The 20,922-nt window shown below is 31.7% G+C and carries 24 protein-coding genes; 16 read left to right on the forward strand and 8 right to left on the reverse strand.

The features are described 5' to 3' along the window. The first annotated feature begins 14 nt into the window (after nucleotides 1-14). The 12 genes from ATE84_RS16485 (at nucleotide 15) to ATE84_RS16540 (ending at nucleotide 10,448) form a co-directional block, all read left to right on the forward strand. A complete protein-coding gene (locus ATE84_RS16485) occupies nucleotides 15-248 on the forward strand; it encodes a hypothetical protein (RefSeq protein WP_101449009.1) in 234 nt (77 codons plus the stop codon). Then, nucleotides 229-684: a hypothetical protein gene (locus tag ATE84_RS16490; protein ID WP_101449010.1), complete on the forward strand. Its 456-nt coding sequence runs from the start codon at nucleotides 229-231 to the stop codon at nucleotides 682-684. Before ATE84_RS16485 ends, ATE84_RS16490 begins: the two co-directional genes overlap by 20 nt. A 67-nt stretch (nucleotides 685-751) precedes the next feature. Then, a complete protein-coding gene (locus ATE84_RS16495; protein WP_101449011.1) occupies nucleotides 752-1,879 on the forward strand; it encodes a hypothetical protein in 1,128 nt (375 codons plus the stop codon). Continuing rightward, on the forward strand, nucleotides 1,851-2,705 hold the full coding sequence (locus tag ATE84_RS16500; protein WP_101449012.1) for a tetratricopeptide repeat protein: 855 nt from the start codon (nucleotides 1,851-1,853) through the stop codon (nucleotides 2,703-2,705). The genes ATE84_RS16495 and ATE84_RS16500 overlap by 29 nt, the downstream gene beginning before the upstream one ends. 30 nt (nucleotides 2,706-2,735) lie before the next feature. Further along, nucleotides 2,736-3,527, forward strand: coding sequence for an SDR family oxidoreductase (locus tag ATE84_RS16505; RefSeq protein WP_101449013.1), 792 nt, complete (start codon nucleotides 2,736-2,738; stop codon nucleotides 3,525-3,527). A 13-nt stretch (nucleotides 3,528-3,540) separates the two neighbouring features. Then, nucleotides 3,541-4,023: a hypothetical protein gene (locus ATE84_RS16510; protein WP_143273657.1), complete on the forward strand. Its 483-nt coding sequence runs from the start codon at nucleotides 3,541-3,543 to the stop codon at nucleotides 4,021-4,023. 12 nt (nucleotides 4,024-4,035) lie between these two features. After that, nucleotides 4,036-4,473, forward strand: a complete 438-nt coding sequence (locus ATE84_RS16515; protein ID WP_101449015.1) for a 3-hydroxyacyl-ACP dehydratase FabZ family protein — start codon at nucleotides 4,036-4,038, stop codon at nucleotides 4,471-4,473. Nucleotides 4,474-4,482: 9 nt separating this feature from the next. After that, entirely contained in the window at nucleotides 4,483-5,382 is a 900-nt protein-coding gene (locus ATE84_RS16520) for an alpha/beta hydrolase (protein ID WP_101449016.1), read from the forward strand. Continuing rightward, entirely contained in the window at nucleotides 5,375-6,649 is a 1,275-nt protein-coding gene (locus ATE84_RS16525; protein WP_101449017.1) for a beta-ketoacyl synthase, read from the forward strand. Before ATE84_RS16520 ends, ATE84_RS16525 begins: the two co-directional genes overlap by 8 nt. Before the next feature lie 37 nt (nucleotides 6,650-6,686). After that, nucleotides 6,687-6,941 carry an acyl carrier protein gene (locus tag ATE84_RS16530; RefSeq protein WP_101449018.1) on the forward strand — a complete coding sequence of 85 codons (255 nt, stop codon included), beginning with the start codon at nucleotides 6,687-6,689 and terminating at the stop codon, nucleotides 6,939-6,941. Next, the gene (locus ATE84_RS16535; RefSeq protein ID WP_101449019.1) at nucleotides 6,938-7,483 is read left to right on the forward strand and encodes a 4'-phosphopantetheinyl transferase superfamily protein; all 546 of its coding nucleotides are present in this window, start codon (nucleotides 6,938-6,940) and stop codon (nucleotides 7,481-7,483) included. The genes ATE84_RS16530 and ATE84_RS16535 overlap by 4 nt, the downstream gene beginning before the upstream one ends. Nucleotides 7,484-7,598: 115 nt before the next feature. Continuing rightward, complete coding sequence (locus ATE84_RS16540) at nucleotides 7,599-10,448, forward strand: pitrilysin family protein (RefSeq protein ID WP_101449020.1); 2,850 nt, start codon at nucleotides 7,599-7,601, stop codon at nucleotides 10,446-10,448. Between the two features lie 64 nt (nucleotides 10,449-10,512). Here ATE84_RS16540 and ATE84_RS16545 read toward each other — a convergent pair whose 3' ends face one another. Next, nucleotides 10,513-11,100, reverse strand: a complete 588-nt coding sequence (locus tag ATE84_RS16545) for a YceI family protein (RefSeq protein WP_101449021.1) — start codon at nucleotides 11,098-11,100, stop codon at nucleotides 10,513-10,515. Between the two features lie 449 nt (nucleotides 11,101-11,549). Between ATE84_RS16545 and ATE84_RS26235 the strand changes: the two genes are divergently transcribed. Then, nucleotides 11,550-11,723, forward strand: coding sequence for a hypothetical protein (locus ATE84_RS26235; protein WP_158237271.1), 174 nt, complete (start codon nucleotides 11,550-11,552; stop codon nucleotides 11,721-11,723). A gap of 9 nt (nucleotides 11,724-11,732) precedes the next feature. Here the strand turns inward: ATE84_RS26235 and ATE84_RS16550 are convergent, their stop codons facing one another. Further along, on the reverse strand, nucleotides 11,733-12,944 hold the full coding sequence (locus tag ATE84_RS16550; RefSeq protein ID WP_101449022.1) for a multidrug effflux MFS transporter: 1,212 nt from the start codon (nucleotides 12,942-12,944) through the stop codon (nucleotides 11,733-11,735). Between the two features lie 178 nt (nucleotides 12,945-13,122). Here ATE84_RS16550 and ATE84_RS16555 point away from each other — a divergent pair, with 178 nt between their 5' ends. Beyond that, a complete protein-coding gene (locus ATE84_RS16555; protein WP_101449023.1) occupies nucleotides 13,123-13,650 on the forward strand; it encodes a hypothetical protein in 528 nt (175 codons plus the stop codon). A gap of 116 nt (nucleotides 13,651-13,766) precedes the next feature. Continuing rightward, nucleotides 13,767-14,339, forward strand: coding sequence for a DUF4251 domain-containing protein (locus tag ATE84_RS16560; RefSeq protein WP_158237272.1), 573 nt, complete (start codon nucleotides 13,767-13,769; stop codon nucleotides 14,337-14,339). Nucleotides 14,340-15,039: 700 nt separating this feature from the next. Here the strand turns inward: ATE84_RS16560 and ATE84_RS16565 are convergent. From ATE84_RS16565 to ATE84_RS16590, 6 genes are all read right to left on the reverse strand, one after another. After that, the gene (locus ATE84_RS16565; RefSeq protein ID WP_101449025.1) at nucleotides 15,040-15,504 is read right to left on the reverse strand and encodes a hypothetical protein; all 465 of its coding nucleotides are present in this window, start codon (nucleotides 15,502-15,504) and stop codon (nucleotides 15,040-15,042) included. Nucleotides 15,505-15,888: 384 nt separating this feature from the next. Then, nucleotides 15,889-18,162: an excinuclease ABC subunit UvrA gene (locus tag ATE84_RS16570; RefSeq protein ID WP_101451073.1), complete on the reverse strand. Its 2,274-nt coding sequence runs from the start codon at nucleotides 18,160-18,162 to the stop codon at nucleotides 15,889-15,891. A 4-nt stretch (nucleotides 18,163-18,166) separates the two neighbouring features. Continuing rightward, entirely contained in the window at nucleotides 18,167-18,730 is a 564-nt protein-coding gene (locus ATE84_RS16575; RefSeq protein WP_101449026.1) for a TetR/AcrR family transcriptional regulator, read from the reverse strand. Nucleotides 18,731-18,732: 2 nt separating this feature from the next. Then, the gene (locus ATE84_RS16580) at nucleotides 18,733-19,284 is read right to left on the reverse strand and encodes a dihydrofolate reductase family protein (RefSeq protein WP_101449027.1); all 552 of its coding nucleotides are present in this window, start codon (nucleotides 19,282-19,284) and stop codon (nucleotides 18,733-18,735) included. A 310-nt stretch (nucleotides 19,285-19,594) separates the two neighbouring features. Continuing rightward, complete coding sequence (locus ATE84_RS16585) at nucleotides 19,595-19,885, reverse strand: type II toxin-antitoxin system RelE/ParE family toxin (protein WP_158237273.1); 291 nt, start codon at nucleotides 19,883-19,885, stop codon at nucleotides 19,595-19,597. Further along, nucleotides 19,872-20,129 carry a type II toxin-antitoxin system ParD family antitoxin gene (locus tag ATE84_RS16590; protein WP_101449029.1) on the reverse strand — a complete coding sequence of 86 codons (258 nt, stop codon included), beginning with the start codon at nucleotides 20,127-20,129 and terminating at the stop codon, nucleotides 19,872-19,874. The genes ATE84_RS16585 and ATE84_RS16590 overlap by 14 nt, the downstream gene beginning before the upstream one ends. A gap of 574 nt (nucleotides 20,130-20,703) precedes the next feature. On the opposite strand from ATE84_RS16590, the gene ATE84_RS16595 reads away from it, so the two are divergent. After that, nucleotides 20,704-20,919, forward strand: a complete 216-nt coding sequence (locus ATE84_RS16595) for a helix-turn-helix transcriptional regulator (RefSeq protein ID WP_101449030.1) — start codon at nucleotides 20,704-20,706, stop codon at nucleotides 20,917-20,919. The last annotated feature ends 3 nt before the right edge of the window (nucleotides 20,920-20,922 follow it).

Below are 20,922 nucleotides of genomic sequence, written 5' to 3' on the forward strand. Positions count from 1 at the left end.
AGTTTAATAAATCGATGGTTGATAAAGAAAGTGAAGAAATACAAAGAGAATTTGAATTGGCAAAACGATGGTTTGATCAAAAAGGTAAATTAATTTACTTTACCATTAATAGAAATGAGAATAATTATACCAGAGTGATATTTTCTTGTAAAGATTATACCGAAGAAGAAAGTCATGCGGATAGTAAGTTAGCAACTATTAGATTATATAATAAAGTTCAAACAAACGATGCTTCTAAAATTACTTAAAAAGCCACATTTACTTTTCTGGAGCATCATTCCTTTATTGTTGCTTCTATCTTTTTATAAGGCTGATCAAACATTAGATGTAAATGTTCACGACACCTATTTTGTTTTTTCTCAACAACAATTATTAGTTTTATTAAGTTTGTTTTTTGGACTTACGGGCTTTATATATTGGTTGTTAGAAAATTTTAATTTTAAAACTTTAACTTTATTAAATGTATTGCATCTAATTTTTACTATTGGGGTTGTTTTGACAAATAGTATCCAAGGATTTTTATTAGATTATTTTTTAGATAAAAGGTATTATACAAATACATCCATCCCTAATTCATCTGTATGGTTCTGTATTTTGGTAGTAATTACAGGGCAATTCATTTTTATAATAAATATTATTTTGGCTATTTTGAAAGGAAGAAATTCTAAATCTAAAGTTCAATAAAACGATCCTTCACTATTTCAGTTTTCAAAATTTACCGCTACCTTTAATGAGCTTAAATAATTATTGAATGAAAATAAAAAAAAATGTACTATTCGGGTTTATCATTTGCATCTACTCTTGTAACAATATTGTTGATCCTAATGAGCGCTTTTTTATTCCACAATGCTCTATCAACGAAGGAATTATAAATAAATATTATGTTACCGCGTATCCTGCTAATAATAGTGACACTAAAACTAATCTAGAATATTCTTATATAAAGAAAATTAATGATAGTCTATATGTTAAAGAAATGTACAATCCTGCATTTAAACTTGAATCTACTAGAAAATTTAGTATAAACAATAATAATGCTAAAGAAATTAGTTATCAGCGGTTCTATCCTATGGATACACTTACTGCCGTATATCCAGAAAATACAACTGCTAACTACATCACTTTTGATAAGGATACTGCTTATTATAGCGTTAAACTAAAAAATAAAGACTCTATTTCTATCAAAATTGATAAATCTACACTAATGCTTAAAGACACCTTAGTAGAAGAAAAATCTGCCAAAATTATAGAACAAATTACTACAAAAACTACTTTTTTTGGAGAAACGCTTAAGGATACTTTTCAATATCGTTCTCGATCCATTTATGTTCAGGATTTGGGATTGTGGAAATCTACTGTGACTACAGATACCCAAATTAAGGAAAGAATATTAGTAGCACAATTGCTTCCAGAACAGTTTGATACACTTTCTAAACATGGCATAAAAAGAGTTGGTTATATTGATTTTGATGATACTATAGATGCAGATGCTACACTAGCACTCTGCTCTTCTCATGCTCGTATAGTGGATTACTACAATGGAGGTAATGATCGTAGCGGATTTATAGGAGGTAAAGGAAATCTAAAAAAGTTTATTGATAAAAAACTTGATAATAGCAAGTTGAATGATGAATCTGGCTATCTTACCCTCAGGTTTGTTATTAATTGCAAGGGACAAGCTGGTAAATTCGTTACCAATGAGGTTGATTTTGATTATAACGAAAAACAGTTCTCTAAACAGACTGTGATGCATTTGTATGATATCGTTTCTAGTATAGAAAGATGGAAACCTTGTGTGATTAGAAATATAAAAAGAGATTCTTATATCTATGTAACTTTTATTCTAAAAAATGGAAAAATTCAAGATATTTTACCTTAGTATTTTTTGTGTTTGGTTACTCTTATCAGTTAGTTCTTGTAGCCAAAACTCTGTTTTATACAAAAAGGATTTTACAGAAGCAGAGGCTAAAGTCTTTGCTAGACAATTCATACAAGGTCTTGGTCGATATTACTATCAAGGAACACCAGAAGAACATTTTTTAATACATGAAGCTGTCGCATTAGATTCGACTTTTTCTGATGCACATAGAGAAATGGGAGCTTCTAGAGTAAAAAGAGGGATCAATACTGAAGCTATGAAGAAGTATGCAAAAGCCGTCAAATATGATGCTGAAGCTTGGCAAGGTTATCGAGGGTATCTATACTTATATTTTTATAGGGATTATGATAATGCCATTAAAGATTTTGATGAATTAGATGCGCTTACACCAAATTTTGTAGATTACCCGCAGTCTGAAAATATTGATTTTATGAGAGGTATTGCTTATTTAATGAAAAAGGAATACTCAAAATCACAAGAATATTTCAAAAAATTCTTTACTCATGAATTGAAATCTGGTGATCTGAATTATGTTGAGAGTAGAGCTTTTATGTACTACGGAATTACGTATTTTGAAACTGGAGATTTTGAAAAAGCATTAGAAAAATTCAATTTAGGGATTAAACATAATAAAAATGCAGATCTTTTGTATTGGAAAGTAAAGACACTAATGAAACTTGAAGCTACTAATTCCTCTGAAATCATAGTACTTCTTGAAGAATCGAAGAAACTTTTAGCCCAAGGATACAATAGCAGAAGACCTTACGTTGAAGAATTTTACCAAACCTATGTAGAAGATATTGAAGCTCTGAAAAAGTTTAAATAAAACAATACGATAATTACTGAAATTTAGCGTGTGAATAAAGATTTTATCAATAAAAATGAGTGGACACTGATTCTAGGTGGTAGTAGTGGACTAGGTTTAGCCTCTGCCAAAAAACTAGCTTTACATGGGATGAATATCATCATTGTGCATCGCAATCGTAAAAGTGAAATGAATCAAATTGAAGCTGAATTTGCAACAATTAGAGAAACAGGAGTTGATTTTATTTCGTTTAATATCGATCTTTTGAAACCAGAAAAACGAATAGAAGTCATTACCGAAATAAAGAATACGATCGATGAAGGGCGCATAAAAACAGTAGTACACAGTGTTGCAAAAGGAAATCTAAAGCCTATGGTAGATACTACACACGTATTGAAGAATGATGATTTTCATTTGACAATTGATGCTATGGCAATTAGTCTTTATGATTGGGTTACATCGATTTTTAAAGCTACATTGTTTGCAGAGGATACAAGAATTATTTCTTTTACCAGTGAAGGAAATACCAAGGCTTGGAAAAATTATGCAGCTGTTTCCGCAGCTAAAGTAGCTCTCGAAGCGATTACCAGAAGTATAGCATTAGAGTTTGCTCCCTATGGCATTAAAGCGAATTGCCTGCAGCCTGGAGCAGTCGATACCCAGTCTTTACGAATGATACCCGGTCATGAGCAGATAATAGCACATAGCCAGCAGCGTAATCCGTTTAATCGAATTACGACACCAGAAGATGTGGCTAATGTGGTATATCTGTTATGTAAAGATGAAGCTTCCTGGATCAATGGTTGTATCATACCTGTGAATGGGGGTGAACATTTAAACTAATATAGAACTGAATATGAAAAATATGTTAATTCTGTGTCTTCCAATTATGCTTTACATCCTGTCTTGTAAAGAAGATGGCAATAGTACGGGAGATATGGTTACCGGTGCAGATAATAATAAAGCAGAGATTATCAGTGTCGAAGTAACAGGAGAAGAAGGTAAGTATTCCTTCAGTGTTGGTATCAAAAGTCCGGATACGGGATGCAATCAATATGCAAATTGGTGGGAAGTTATTTCTGAAGATGGAGAATTGCTTTACAGAAGAATTTTAGGGCATAGCCATGTGAGTGAACAGCCTTTTGTGCGATCAGGTGGTCCAGTTCCTATTAAAAAAGATCAAATAGTGTATGTACGTGCACATATGAACACAAGTAAATATGGTAATAAGGTGTTTAAAGGTAATGTGAGTGAAGGGTTTGTAGAAAACGTCTTAGATAGTGAATTTGCTAATGATTTAGAAATAAAACAACCGCTTCCAGATGGATGCGCATTTTAAACTCGTTTAATTTTGGTTATAGAAGATATTATACAAGAACTGCCCTATAGCAAACCCTTTTTGTTTGTAGATGAAATTATGGAGATTGATGATGATCATATCAAAGGAAACTATACGTTTCTGCAAGATGAATATTTTTACGCAGGACATTTTAAAGACAACCCTGTTACTCCAGGAGTGATCCTTACCGAATGTATGGCGCAAATCGGGATGGCATGTTTTGGGATTTATCTTTTAAAAGGAGAATGGAATCAAGCTGATTTTGGAGTAGCAATGACTAGTAGTGATATTAATTTTTATCAACCCGTTTATCCTAAAGAGAAAGTGACCGTAATAGCTAATAAAGAATATTTTAGATTTAGTAAGTTAAAATGTAAGGTGGTGATGTATAATTCTAAAGATGTGTTGGTTGCTAAAGGTATCGTGGCAGGAGTGGCATTTAAAAAATAAAATAAAGAAATGAGTATAGGGTATTCATTAGTGAAATTAGTTCTTAGGCTGAAAGGAGAAAAGAAATCCTGGTCTCAAACTCCTATTGATTATCGCAAAAAAAGAAAACAAGACGTACATACTCCTAATACAAAGCTTTTGTTAGGTAGTACGTTTGAAACCAAAGAGATATGTAATAGTAGAGTAACTAGTATTGTTCCAAGAGAAGCCAATACAGATGTATTATTATTGTATTGTCATGGTGGTGCTTTTGTTTATGGTCCGACTCGTGAAAACTGGATAGCAATCGCTAAAATCGCAAAACAAGCACATTCTAGTGCATGGATGGTAGATTATCCAAAAGCGCCGGAAAACACTATTAAAACGATAACAGAAAGCGTGTATCAGGTATATCTGGAAGCAGCGAAAGCATACGATCCTTCTAGAATTATTTTAATAGGTGATTCTGTAGGGGGAAATTTGATTATGACTCTTACACAGCGATTACTAAAAGAAGAGTATAAGCTTCCGAATAGGTTAATAGCAATTACACCAATAGTGGATGCCAGCTTAACAAACCCAAAAATTAAGGAAATTGATTTGATAGATCCGATTCTTAGTGTGAAAGGAGTGAAATCTGCAAAGAAGATGTGTGCAGGTCAATCTTCGCTAAAAGATCGGATGATTTCCCCTGTGTACGGCGGTTTTGATAATTTTCCACCAGTACACCTGTTTACTGCTACAAACGACATATGCTCTCCTGATCAAGAGATTTTAATAGATAAAATAAAAGAGGCACAAGGCTTAATAGAAGTTATTAAAGGAAAAGGAATGCCGCATATATGGCCAATATTACCGATACTATCTGAAGCTAAAATTGCTATAAATAAAATAGTATCGATTATTAACTCAGCTATAAATAATGAATAGAAGGCGTGTAGTTATAACAGGTTTAGGTGTAGTTGCTCCAAACGGAACGAGCGTTTCAGAATTTAAAAAACATGTTCGTGATGGAGTAAGCGGTATACACTATATAGATAATTTAAATCATCTTAAGTTTTCATGTCAAATAGCTGGTTTACCGATATATAACAATGATTACTTAAATAATTACTTTAATTCAATTCAATTACATGGATTGAATGCTTCTGGTATGGAATACGGAGTTATTGCTGGCATGGATGCTTGGAAAGATTCCAAGTTACCTATCAATGATTCTGAAACACCTCTTTGGGATGTCGGGGTTATTTTTGGAACGGGAATATTAGGCGTAGATAAATTTCGAGAAGCCATTTATAAAGTAGATGAAGGTAAAGTAAGAAGATTGGGTAGCACTACAGTTACTCAAACTATGGCCAGTGGTATTAGTGCTTTTTTAGGAGGTATGTTAGGATGCGGAAATGTGGTTACCACTAATTCTTCGGCTTGTAGTACAGGAACTGAAGCTATTTTGATGGCTTATGACCGAATATGCGATGGTAAAGCAGAAATTATTCTGGCTGGTAGTACAAATGATAGTGGTCCTTATGTATGGGGAGGCTTTGATGCTATGCGTATTTTGCCGTATAAGTATAATGATAACCCAACTGAAGCTTCACGGCCTATGAGTGCTACAGCTAGCGGTTTTGTTCCAGGGAGTGGAGCAGGGGCTTTGGTTATCGAAAGTCTGGATAGTGCCCAAAAAAGAGGAGCTACAATCTATGCAGAAATTTTGGGTGGACATGTAAATAGCGGCGGGCAACGTAAAGGAGGAAGTATGACAGCTCCAAATAGCGAAGCAGTACAACATTGTATTCGTAAAGCAGTAACCAATGCAGAAATTGATCCGGGAGAAATCGATGCCATCAATGGTCACTTAACCGCCACAACAATGGATAGCATCGAAATACAAAATTGGAGTATTGCCTTAGGGCGAAAAGGGCAGGATTTCCCGTACATCAATTCACTTAAAAGTATGGTGGGACATTGCCTTGCGGCTTCTGGTAGTATAGAAAGCGTAGCAACTGTATTACAATTGAAAGAAGATTTCATCTTTGGGAATATAAATTGTGAAGATTTACACCCCGAAATTGAAAATATGGTATCCAGAGATCGAATTCCTACCAAAACCTTTGACTATTCTCCTAAAATTATAGCAAAAGCTAGTTTTGGGTTTGGAGATGTAAACGCTTGCGTTATCTTTAAGAAATACTCATAAAATAGTACTAAATATAAGTATCAACTCAAATTATATTATGACAAAAGAAGAATTACTTTCTAAATTAAAAACAATTATTACTCCGTATGTGCAAAATGAAAAAGGACTTAATACCCTTACCGAAAACACTGATTTTATAAAAGATCTGGAAATTAATTCTGCCAACCTGGTAGATGTAGTACTTGATGTAGAAGACGAATTTGATATTGAGATTGATAATGATTCGATGGAGAAGATGTTAACCATTAAGGCTTCAATAGCTGTGATAGAAGATAAATTAGCTTCCAAATGATTGGTAATGATATTGTAGACCTTCAATTGGCCAATCATCAGAGTAATTGGCAGAGGAGAGGTTGGTTGCAAAAAATATTTACCAAAACAGAACTACAATATATTTATACTTCAGAAAATATAGAATTACAAATCTGGAAGTTTTGGAGTATGAAAGAGGCGGCATATAAAGCTCATCAGAGGCGATTTAACTTTTTTCCGAAGTACAATCCCAAAAGTTATCAATGTACGCTAAATGGCGCTGTAAATGTAGATAACGATGTCTACAAAACGATTACACTTAGCCAAGATGAATATGTGTATAGTATTGCAAGGATATCATCTGATAAAGGATATTACTCTTCAGTATATGATAAAAAAGTAGATGTACATTCTAAACTAAAAGAAATCATCACTAAAAAACTTAATATATCTTCACCATTGATTTACTTTAGAAAGAATAGTAGGGGAGTCCCGATAATAAATATTGATGAACATTCCTTAGAATTACCTATATCCATTACTCATCATGGTCAATATTCAGCATGTGTAGTCACTTTTTAATAATTTGCCGCTTAGTTCATTAGAGTTTTATAAACATTTTAAGAAATTCTTAGGTACTGTTTCCCTATTTTTGGGAATCAACTAAGCAATTCATTAATCAAAATATCCTTTCACAATGTCATTTTGTACAAAAGCACTAACTTTAATTGCCGTATTTGGAATGTTATATTCTTGTTCTAATTCAGAACAAAAAGTTACTAAAGAAGAAATATCTGATACTTCTCCAGAATTTAAAATCGATTATGAAAAATTCACATTAGATAATGGTCTAGAAGTCATTCTACATAAAGATGATAGTGATCCTATTGTGGCAGTAGCAACTATGATGCACGTAGGATCTAATAGAGAAAAACCGGGTAAAACAGGTTTTGCACATTTCTTTGAACATATGTCTTTTAATGATTCAGAAAACACCCCTGTTGGCGCTAACCGAAAATTAATACCAGAATGGGGAGGAACAAGAAATGGTGGTACCTGGAATGATGGAACCGTATATTATGAAGTTGTACCAAAGGATGCTTTCGAAAAAATCCTGTGGATAGATTCTGATCGCTTTGGATATATGATCAATACGGTTACTGAAGCAGCTCTAGAAAGAGAGAAACAAGTCGTTAAAAATGAAAAAAGACAACGAGTTGATAATGCTCCTTATGGATATACCGATGAAATTATTCGTAAAAACCTATATCCAGAAGGACATCCTTATAGTTGGACAGTCATTGGATCACTTCCAGATCTGCAATCAGCAACTCTAGATGACGTAAAAGAATTTTATAATCAATTCTATGGGGCTAGTAATGGTTCATTAGTAATAGCAGGAGATATTGATATTGATAAGACCAAAGAATTGGTTAAAAAATGGTTTGGAGAAATTAGAAAAGGATCAGATGTTAAACCTTTAGAACCAATGCCTGTTACTCTAGAAAGTAGTAAATCTTTATATTTTGAAGATAACTTTGCAAAGCTTCCAGAACTTAGAATGATATATCCTACAGTAGAAGAGTATCATAAAGATACATATGCTTTGGGTATTTTGGGTAAATTATTAAGCGGAAGTAAAAAATCACCTTTATATAAGATTCTTGTTGAAGAAAAGAAACTGGCACCTAATCCTCGAAGTTTTCAGAGATCTAGCGAGATTGCCGGTGAGTTTTCATTCATAGTACGAGCAAACGCTGAGACAGATTTAGATAGTGTTAAAACAGCTATAAACAATGGATTGCGACGTTTTGAAAAAGAAGGATTTACTGATAATGAACTCAAAAGGATCAAAGCCGAGCTCGAAACTCAATTATATAAAGGATTTAGCACCGTACTTAATAAAGCATTTCAATTGGTTCAGGATAATGAATTTAAAGGAGATCCTGGTTATATTTCAGAAACTGCCAAATTAACGAATGCGGTTACTCGTGATGATATCATGCGAGTCTATACCAAATATATCAAAGATAAAAACTATGTTATGACCAGCGTAGTACCAAAAAATCAATTAAACCTTGCTGTCACAGATGCTCAAGAAGCTAAAGTATGGGTAGAGGAAGTGAAACAAGATGTTGCCAGTGAAGAAGTAGAACAAGGAGAAGAAGCAGTATATGAAAAAACACCGTCTTTACATGATAGAAGTGAGCCTGATTTTGGAGAATTACCATTGTTTAAATCTCCAGAAGTATGGACAGGAGAATTATCAAACGGAATGAAGCTGTACGGTATAGAAAATAACGAGTTGCCACTAGTTAGTTTCGATATTATAATTCCGGGTGGACATTTATTAGACCCAATAGAGAAATCAGGAATGTCTAGTTTTATGACTAGTATGATGATGGAAGGTACAGCTACAAAAACTTCGGCAGAGTTAGAAGAAGCTATTGGATTATTAGGGGCATCAATCAATATTACTAGCGGAACAGAAGAAATACGTTTGAAGGCCTCTTGTTTAGCTAAAAACTTTGAAGAGACTATAGGGTTGATCGAAGAGATATTATTACAACCACGGTGGGATGAGAAAGAGTATACTCGTTTAAAACAAGCCTTACAGACTAATTTAAAAGGTAGAGAAGCTAGTCCGCAAGCTATTGCTTCGATTAATTTTAATAAATTATTATATGGAAGTCAGAATATTTTAGGACTCCCAAATTCTGGAACATTAGAAACCACAGAGAATATTTCTTTGGATGATATTAAAACTCATTACAAAAATCTATCGCCTCAAAATGCAACTTTTCATATTGCAGGAAATATAAATAAGAGTAGAGTAAAAGAAACATTATCATCGCTTGCTTCTAGCTGGAATACTGAAAGTGTAGTAATTCCCAAAATAGAAATCTCAGAAAAAGATCAAGCCGGTCATTTGTACTTTATAGATGTACCAGAATCTAAACAATCAGTTATATTTATTGGCAAATTAGCATTATCAGCAACAAACCCTGAGTTTAATAATCTAGATTATGCCAACGAAATTTTAGGAGGTGGGTCCAGCGGAAGATTGTTTCAAACATTGCGTATTCAAAAAGGGTATACTTACGGGGCATATTCGGTAATTAGAGCACAAAAGAACATCTCTCCATTTTTTGTAGTAACAAGTGTGCGTTCAAATGCCACACTACCATCTCTCAAGATTATAGAAGAAATGATAACTTCTTATGGTGAAAGTTTTAGTGAGAATGATGCAGAAATCACAAAAACTAAGATTTTAAAAGGGAGTACTAGAGATTATGAAGCATTGGATGATAAGTTAAGTATCTTAAGAGAGATGAGTAAGTATAATAAACCGGCCTCGTTTATAGAAGATGATCAGAAAGAGCTTATTGATATGAGTGAATTAGATTTTAAATCAGTTATATCCAAGCATATTGAAGAAGATAAAATGATTTATGTTGTTGTAGGAGATAAAGCCACTCAATTAGAAGAAGTTAAAAAATTGAATAAGGTAGTCATCGAGTTAGATATTAACGGAAATAAGATATAGAAGTAAATAAGTTTACCAAATAAGAATAAATTCACAAAAGCAGTACTATAAACGTACTGCTTTTTTATTGAAGTATTGGAAAATAGAATCGAATATCTAATTTATTCTTTTCACGCTCATCATGAATATTTACTCCAAAATCACTAGTGTGGATAGTAGTTTTTCCTAATAGTTTTTTATCATCAAGAGAGAACGTGAGAATAATTTCTTTTTGTATTCCTTTAATAGTAAGATTACCTATGACTTTATAGATATTCTTATCAAAAGAAACTACATGAGTACTCGTAAAACTTATTTTTGGGTACTTTTTTCTATAGAAGAATTTTTCCCACATTAAGTGTCCATCACGTAAAAAATTATCGGTATCTAGTGTAGTAATAAGTGCTGTACCTTTAAAAGTTGCATTTTCAGGATCTTGAGGATTGAAATTAATTTTGAAATCTAATCCTGCAATGGTACCAGAAGTTTTATCTTCTATAAAATCAAAAGATACTCTTGACTTTTCTTTGTCAAAAATAATACCTTGATAATCATTGATTAATGCATAATCAGAAGTTGTACTAGTTGGTAACTGTGTGGTATTAGGGATAATATCTTGCCCAAATCCTTGCACATAAATGATACCAATAAAAATATAGAGAAAAGTTCTCATAGGGATAATTATAATGTTACTAAGTTAAAAATAATCAAGAACCATTCCAAGGGTTTATCTCAATTTTACACTATGATCAATCTATACTAGCTACAGTTATTTAAGCTACAGACTTATAGCTTTCTAAATTATTTCATATTACAAAATAATAAGGATTAGTTGATGCTAGGCAAGTAATCAATAAGGTTGGTGAGTTTTATTAGAATAGTTTAGTGCCTGAAGATTACAATATTCTTTTTGTTGTAGAGGAACATAATGCCAAAGAAATCACTGTAATTCTCGATAAAAATAAGAAATAGAAGACTTATACCAAACTCTAAGCAGGATTGTTCGTACGTATCATAAAATAAATATAAAGTGTTTTAAATGAATAGATTAAAATCAAAAAAAGTAATAACTTAGAAATAGAATTAATTGATAATCGTTTAATTTAACTAAAACTTACCATTATGAGTAGTAAAGAAAAACCCACTAGAAAAAGACGATTTGCAGATTTCCAGAATAAATATCGTAGATCTTCAAATTTTGGATATGGATCAAAAAAAGATCGATTTGCCATTGCTGGAAATGGTGATTTATCTGTTCCAGACGATAGTAATACAAATAAAGAGAATAATAGATAACTATTTCTATTAGTCATTAATCTTTTGTCGCTTTACAGATACTTTTAAGTACAAAAGGATAATAATAGAAAGTATGGCACATACCAAAAACCCAATAAAAAGAGGTAGGGTAGTACCCAAAACAAATCTTCCGATATAGGTACTGATTGGAACTGCCATCATTGTAGAAACAAAACCCGTAATTGCAGCACCTATACCTGCAATATGACCAACAGGTTGCATGGCTAAAGCCCTTAAATTTCCGAATAAAAACCCAATAGCAAAAAATTGCATTCCGAAGAATAGTAATAAAATTTCTACGCTTGGATTTGAAGAGTTATAAAATAATATGATGTATAACAGAGAAATCCCAAAAAATGCAAATAGAGAAGTGGTAACCAATTTCTCCATACCATATTTTAAAACAAGCGTTCCATTTAAGAAAATAGCAGAACCTATTGAAAATGCTAAAAGACCAAATATATATGGAAATTCTTCTTTTAACTGATATTGCTGTTCAAAAATTTGTTGCGAAGTACTTAGATAAACCATAAAAGACCCCACAATGAAGCCCGAAATAAGGGTATATCCAATGGTCGTTTTGTATTGTACTAATTCTTTAAGGCCATCCATAAAAATAGTAGATGTAAATTTAATACGTTTAGATATTTCTAAGGTTTCAGCTTGTCGTTTCCAAAACCAAAAAGATACTAGTATACTAAACACCATTTGTACATAAAATATCGTTTGCCAATCATAATGATCTAATATAAATTTTCCCAATGCGGGGGCAATAATAGGCACTAAAATAAATACTACGGTGATAAATGACATGATACGTGCCATATAATCTCCGCTATAGATATCTCGAATCATGGCAATAGCAATAGTTCTGGGTGCTGATAGTCCAATACCTTGTAGAATTCGACCTAATACCATCATTTCTATACTTGTAGCAAAAACACAGATGAAGCTTGCAATAATAAAGAGCGCAAACCCCACATACACAACAGGTTTTCTCCCTAAACTATCTGATATTGGCCCAAAAATTAATGGACCAATACCAAGGCCAAGAAAAATCATAGTAATTAACAATTGATTATCTGCTATCTGCGTAGTACCAATAGTAATTCCTATAATATCAAGTGCTGGTAAAAGAGCATCTATAGCCAAAGCAACAATAGACATTAAAGATGCCATAAGGGTTACAAATTCAAACTGAGCGAACTTATTTTTTTGCATCTGGCAAAAGTAACGTATTTGCCCCACAAAGAATTAAAGTAGAATGTTATATTCTGTAACGCAACATCATTTTTGATAGTCTTTTATGCGAATAGTATTTTTTAACTAATATCATCACTTAATTATGATAAATAGTGACTCTTTAGAATACAACAAACAAAGATTAAAACTGTTTCGAATGCATGGAAAAAGGCATACTATTCTTGTAGTAGGAGTAGTTATATTTTCTGTTTTCTTATCTGGAAAACAAATATATGCACAGGAAAAAGAAACAGATACAAATGGGGTGGTAGATAAGAAATCAAAATTAGCAATCGGTGGATTTTCATATTCTGGACTATCAAGTCGTGAACAGCATGCATATTTTACAATTAACTATGAAGTAAATTCAAATTTATTTATAGAATTACAGGGGTATAATGATACATATCTATCTGCAGATGTTTTTAAAATGCCGATTAGAGGAAAATTACATTTGACAAATAAATTTCATCTTTTTTCTGGTTTGGAAATAGAACTTACACGAAATGTAAATCATGATATAATAAAAGTTCCGTTACAGACTAAGTTTATATATGGTATGGGGTATGATTTTGACACTAATTTTTCTTTAGAGGTAAATCATAATCTAAACTTTGGTACATCAGAGTTTGGGTATTATGGAACCCCAAATTTATTATATGTACGAGGAAGGTATAGGTTTTAGAGCCTAAAACATTCTATTAATAATCTGATTTACTGAATGTTATGCTAGAAAAATGTGTTAATATTTTAAAAAATGATATACTATTTGAGGCGATAATTAGTATATTATCAATAAAAATGAAAACTCTTTTTTTAATATTTACAAGCTGTTTGCTAATCAGTTGTGGAAGTTCTCAAAATATGGAGGTATCTACAAATGAAAGTAAGGTTTTAGATGAATTGGTAGCACAAAAAAGGCTAGAGATTATATCGGATTGGGCATCACCAATAGCTAGTGCTAGTCTTAATGAATTGACCAATAGCGTATTGTTTCCTCCAGGAAGTACAGCGAGTAATATAAGTTTATCAGGAAATTTAAATCATTTTAGAATGATTGGAGATAGTATATCGATCTATTTACCGTATTATGGAGAACGCCAAATATCTGCAGGTTTTAATAATAAGAGCAATAACATAGAATTTGATGGCGTACCAGAGCATGTTAAAGTTACATACAATGAGAAAAAACAAAGGTACTTGATGAACTTTAAAATTAGGAATGCTACAGAATGGCTTAGAGTATCAGTGACACTATATCCAAATTTGAGAAGTGATATTATAATACATAGTAATTACCGAACATCAATACGATATAGAGGTAATGTATTAAAACTCGAAGAGAAAAATAATACTGCAGTATCTAATAATTAGTAATAGCTCAAATAAATAACAGGGAAGCAACTAAATATTCTATTTTACATAATATAAATTATAGTACAAATGTATATTATAGCAAATTGGCGCATACGTAGTATTTTACATAGTTGCAGATATAACGACACCGTTAGGTGTTTTATATCGTCAGCAATTATGTAAAAGCCAATTTGCGGCTTGTTAGTTCTATTGTAACTATAATGTAGTATTATGTAAAATATCCCACAGTGATTCAATTTCATAATGATCGTAGCTACTGACTGGGGTCATCATAATTACAAAAAAAACTATTGTTTAAACATTCTGCTTACATTTGTATCTATAATTAGCCGTTATGTAAAATAGCCGCTACCAAGCGCTCGATTGTTTTATAAAATCAAATTGCTCTGGCAATTTATTTTACACACAATTATCCATCGCTTACCAACGCCAAAATAAAAGCTAACCTTTTTGCACTAATTAAAAATCGCGTATTCGATAAAATGTACGTAATAAAAAATTTTAGACGATTCTCGTAAGCTTGCCACAAGAGCATAAATTTTATGAAATCGACTTTTTAGGAGATTCACGAACACATTTGAAGTTTCTGCAAATAATTAAATATGTGAGTAAAAATAAAATTCTATGCACTTGTTTTATTCTCGTAACTATTTAAACTTTTTTTAATTCTACCAATTAATATTATGTAAAATAGAATCTACTTTGAATTATTTAATGGTGGTAATTCACCAAACTTATATAAATATTCCAATAACATAGAAGATTCTATGTCTCTTGGATTATCACAAAAAATTATACGTAGTTTGATATTTTCAGGTTTTAAATGCTTTTGGAATACTTCTATTTCTTGATATCTCAAACCCATGCTATGCTTGCCTGTTGTAGATGTTCCATTTATCAGGTTAATAAGAGTTCCAAGCCTTCTTGTTAAATTCTCTGACTTTCCAATATATAAAATGCCTTGATTGTCTTTACCAATTAACCTTGAAATAGGAATTATTTCATCATTATTATATCTCTGTAAAAAATATATACCAGAAATTGAACTATCTATATTTTGGTCTTCAATATCCGCCCAATTGTCGTAAAAGTCTTTATGTACACCACTTACTATTACTGAATTAATGAGAATTGTATCTAATTTGTAGCTTGTATTTATCATATATCTAAATTAGCTTATCTTTTTTTCTTAATAAAAAAAGAAATCGACTTTAGGAGATTCACGAACTCCAATAAAATATTAACGCGTGAGCTAAACAAAAAAATCAAGACTGCACAAAACTTTGAAAACAGGGCTGAAATATAAAGGTCTTCCAGACCTTTATATGCAAGAGCCAGCTGGTGCGTTGGAGCTCAATCGCTATATTTTAGACGGCATAAAATTGAAAGTCTAGTAGACTTTTGATTTTGTGAGCGAGCTGGCGTGTTGGCGATTTACAACGTTTTGTTTAATCTAGGTTACCACCATTATCCAGCCGCATCATCTCGCAGATATAATAATTCCTCCACTGGAGCAATCATTATATCTCGTGTTTTGACCAAAGTTTTATGAGGTCGGCAAATTCGAACTATTATAAAGATTTAGAAATTTTGAAGTATAACTTTCGCTTTTCATCTGAAGTTCTGATGGTGTTCCTTCAAAAATCAATTCGCCTCCATTTTTGCCTCCTTCAGGACCAATATCTATAATCCAATCTGCATTATTCATAATATCTAAACTATGCTCAATAACAATTACTGAATTCCCTTTATTTACTAATTTTTCTAATAGTTCAATAATCTTGGTGATATCAGATAAATGCAAACCTGTTGTTGGTTCATCCAGAATATAAATGTTTCCTTCTTTATGTAGTTCACTTGCCAATTTTACACGTTGGCATTCACCTCCAGATAAAGTTGACAATGGTTGACCTAATTGTAAATAACCCAACCCAACTTCTTGAAGGACATTTAATTTTTTTAGAATCTTCTTATCATTAAAGAAATCGATTGCTTGATTTACTGTTAATTCTAAAACATCTATAATCGTTTTATTATTAAATTTGTGGTTTAAAACTTCACTCCTGTAGCGATTCCCATTACACTTTTCACAATTGGTTTTTATTGGGTCCATAAATGCCAAATCCATTAAAATGTATCCTAATCCTTTACAGTTTTCGCAAGCTCCTTCTGCATTAAAACTAAATAAGGAAGCTCTGGTCGTTGGGTTTCCTTTTTCGAATAAATCACGAATTTGGTCGAATACTCCTGTATAAGTTGCTGGATTTGAACGAATAGATTTACCAACAGGTGATTGGTCAATAACTATTGCATCTGGATGTGCTTTTAAAAACTCTTTATGAATTAATGAACTCTTACCAGAACCTGCAACTCCAGTAACACAAACAAATATTCCTTCAGGAATCTTAACATTTATATTTTTTAAATTATTAGCTGTTCCGTTTTTAATTTCAAAATAATTAATCCAATTTCTAAAGTTCTTTTTTACTGGGATTTTTTGATTTATATATTTGCCAGTTAGTGTTTTAGCCTTTAATAATTCATCAAAATTTCCTTGAAATACCACTTCTCCTCCTCTACTTCCTGCGTGTGGTCCCATATCTACAATATGGTCAGCAATTTTTATTAAATCTGGGTCATGTTCAACCATTAAAATTGTATTTCCCTGGCTACGTAACTCTTTTAATAAATCTGCAACCAAATCTACATCTCTTGGATGCAAGCCAACACTTGGTTCATCTAAAACATATAACATTTCGGTTAAACTATTGCCTAACTGTTTTGCTAATTGAACACGCTGTGCCTCACCACCTGATAATGTTCCTGTTGCTCTTGATAAATTTAAATAACCAACACCAATCTTTATAAGGTTGTCTGTTCGTTTTAAAAGTTGTTCTAAAACAGTTTCTACTTTCTGACTTTCAATTGATTTTAAAAAGCTATGGAACTCTGTAAGCTGTACGTGTCCAAGTTCATAAATATTCTTGCCATTAATTTTACATGCCAATGCTTCTTTTTTTAATCGTGCTCCATGACAATCATTACAGGTTGTTGATTTCACAAACTGCGTTATAATTTTTTGTCTTGATTTAGAAAGACTATTGAAATCTTTCTTTAAAAATCCTCTATTTATTTTTGTAACTATACCATTAAAATTTGCATCGAATCCTTGTTCTCCTTCACTTAATTTAAACTTGAGTCCATCTGCATAAAACAATGTTTCTTTTTCCTTTTCGGAATACTCTTTTAATGGTTTATCCATATCAAAAAAACCAGAGTTAACTATCAATTTCCAAGCTAAAGAATTCACTTTAAAATCTGGGAAGAGAATTGCTCCTTGTTTTAAAGATTTATTCCAATCAATGATTCCGTTAATATCTAAATCATTTATTGAACCTGCTCCTCCACATTTTGGACACATACCTTCTGGAGAATTAGGAGAAAAGTGATTAGACATACCAACTTCTGGTGAACCTATTCTTGAGAATAACAATCTTAAAAATGCAGAAATTTCAGATAATGTTCCAACATTTGAGCGTGAATTTCCTACAATACGTTTCTGTTCTAAAAGGATTACTGGAGATAGATTTTCAATTGCATCATAGTCCGCTTGGTCGTATTTCGGTAAACGACTTCTTGCAAATGTGCTAAATGTATCATACAGTTGTCTTTGGGCTTCAGCAGTGATAGTTTCAAACACCAAAGAAGATTTTCCAGAACCTGATAATCCTGTAAAAACAACTATTTGATTCCTTGGAATATTAACATTGATATTCTTTAAATTGTTTTGTCTCGCTCCTTTTATTTTAATGTGTTTCATAGTGTTATACTCTTCCAAATATCCAATCTATTCCTTTATAAAAGTCATTGATAGTCAATACTCCTAAATCTGTTTTTTTATTTTGGGAAGCTGCTGCTAATGCAAACCCATGTGTGTAATCAACAATCACATCTGCAAACAAAATACCTTCAGTTTCATCATTAACTAACAAAATGGCATGCTCTCTAATAGAATTTGTAAGACTAATTAACTCCTGATTAATTAATGAGTGGTCTCCTAATAGTAATCTTGATACATTAGGGTGTTTAAAAACACATTCGCAATAGTTTCCTAATAGTTTTCTAATTACATCTTTAGAATCTTTAGTTTTAGGAATATTATTTACGTTCTTATAAACAATTTCTACAAGGCTTTTAATGATATCTTGACGTGAACCTACATGATGTTTTAAAGCCATTGCAGTAACTCCAAATACTTTTGCTAACTTTCTAAAAGAAAGCCCACTTTCTCCTTGTTCATCAAGAATTATAAGTGCCTCTTTTAGAATATCATCTTTTGACAATAACAATTTATCGCTTGTCGGTCTACCTAATGCCTTATTTGTCATCTTTATTTCTTTAATACTCGATAGTGGTTTTGTACAAACCCAAACTTCATCTGTTTAGAATTAATTAATTCTAAATCAATATCGCTTTCTGTTTCATCAAACAATCGTTTTCCTTTTCCTATAAGAATAGGAATTAGTGTAAGCGTAATTTCGTTAATCAATCCATTATTGATAAATGATTGTACCAATTTACCTCCATCAACATATACTTTTTTTAAGCCTTTTTGAACAAGAAATTGCATAAGTTCATTAGGGCTTAAAGCTTTAATTGTTACTTTGTCTTGTAATGATTTTGGAACATCTCCTTGAGTTAATATTCTACTCATTACATATGTAGGCATTTTATAAGGCCATTGGTCAAAACCAAGTACAGTTTTAAACGTACCACTTCCCATTACTAATACATCTATATTTTCAGTAAACTCCTCAAAGCTATTGTCATTTTCATCTACACCATACTTCATTAACCAGTCTAACGAGTTATCTTGTCGCGCAACAAAACCATCTAAACTTGAAGCCATAAAGACGTAACCATTTGCATATTTATCTTTCATATTGTCTGAATTTAAATTATAAATATACGGTGTATAATTTTAACATTAAAACTATAACTTCCATTTCACACACATTACGCTTCCCTCCTACGTCGTCGCATAAAAAGTGTTCCATTAACATCGTAGAAGAAACTTTTGAGAATAAATTTTTTCAAGAAACTGTAGTAACAACTTTCGCTTTTAACCAAAGCTCAAGTTACATAACGCAGAACATTATGATACAAAAATAGTAATCATAATAAGACATTATATAAAATTGCTTTAAACTTTATAAATTATTGTTTTATTGTATTAAGATGTGAGTTAAAATTTATAAATTCTTTTCATAATCCATGCTTTGGTTTAATACACGAATAATCAAAATATCAATATCTGTAGTCAAATAAAAAATAGTATGAGATTTATAAGAAAATCGTTTTAATGATAGAATAAATTCTGATGCATCACGTCCAAGATTAGCATTATCAGCTAATACTTGAAAAAGTGTGTGCATTCCTAATAAATATTCTTTAGCTTGTTTTAATCCAAATGTTTCAATACCATATTCGTACATTTTGGTAATGTCTGTTTCTGCTTTTCCAGATACTTTATAAACGCCCATCTGCTCGCATTCGTTCTTCAACATCTTTCATAATGTCTGGAACAGATTTATCACTAATACCACTATCCATACCTTCAGTTATAGCTGCTTTAAGTGCTGAGAATTTAGCCTTTTTAGCTTGGTCACGCCTTACTAAATCACGAAGATATTCACTATCATTTGTGAACTCTCCTGCCTTAATTTGAGACTTTATCCACTTATCTTGCTTCTCTGTAAATGTGATCGTTTTTCTAATTGTTGACATAATTAGGTGTTTAAATAATCATACTATTGGTGTAATATAGCGAATTTAGTTAGATATATAAAATTTGAGAGTACAATTTATGTGATAGGTAATAATCCCATTCTATACACATTCCCACTTCACTCCTATTGTCGCTTCGGGCAAAGCGTATTCCATTACATTTTTAAAGAAACATTTGAGAAGAAAAAAATAAGAGAAAATTTATCTAGTGACTAATTTTATAATTAACAGTATCTCTCATAAAATTCATATAAGTTTCCATCCAATGATCACCTGTTTTTCCACTGGTACATTCATAAGTCTGCTAACTATTTCTGATATTTCTATAAAGTAAAGCTAAGTACCGCAAAGCCCTATTTCATCTAAACCATATAATAGTTGACTATGTTTTAAATCTTGTTGTATAACTTCAATGATTAATTCTTTGTTTTTCATATTAATTATATGTTTAGAATGGTATAAATATTGATTTAACCAATGCAAACATAGTTATAAACAATGTTTTTATCATATATACCAGTATTCCTAAGTTTAGTGGATTGTATGAAACTATCATTATGACTAATTTTACTATATGGCAGAAAGAATAAATAGAATAAAAGAAGTACTGATTATTAAAGGGATGAGTCAAAAAGAACTAGCTGCCGAGCTAGATAGAAATCCTAATACAGTTACTTCTATGTGTAATAATAAATCACAACCGCATTTAAAAGATTTAAAGCGTATTGCTGAGATTTTGGATGTGGATATTAGAGAATTATTAGTGCCTACTAAAGAATCTAAATCATAAAAA

It is taken from the genome of Aquimarina sp. MAR_2010_214 (genome assembly GCF_002846555.1).
Lineage (GTDB): Bacteria > Bacteroidota > Bacteroidia > Flavobacteriales > Flavobacteriaceae > Aquimarina.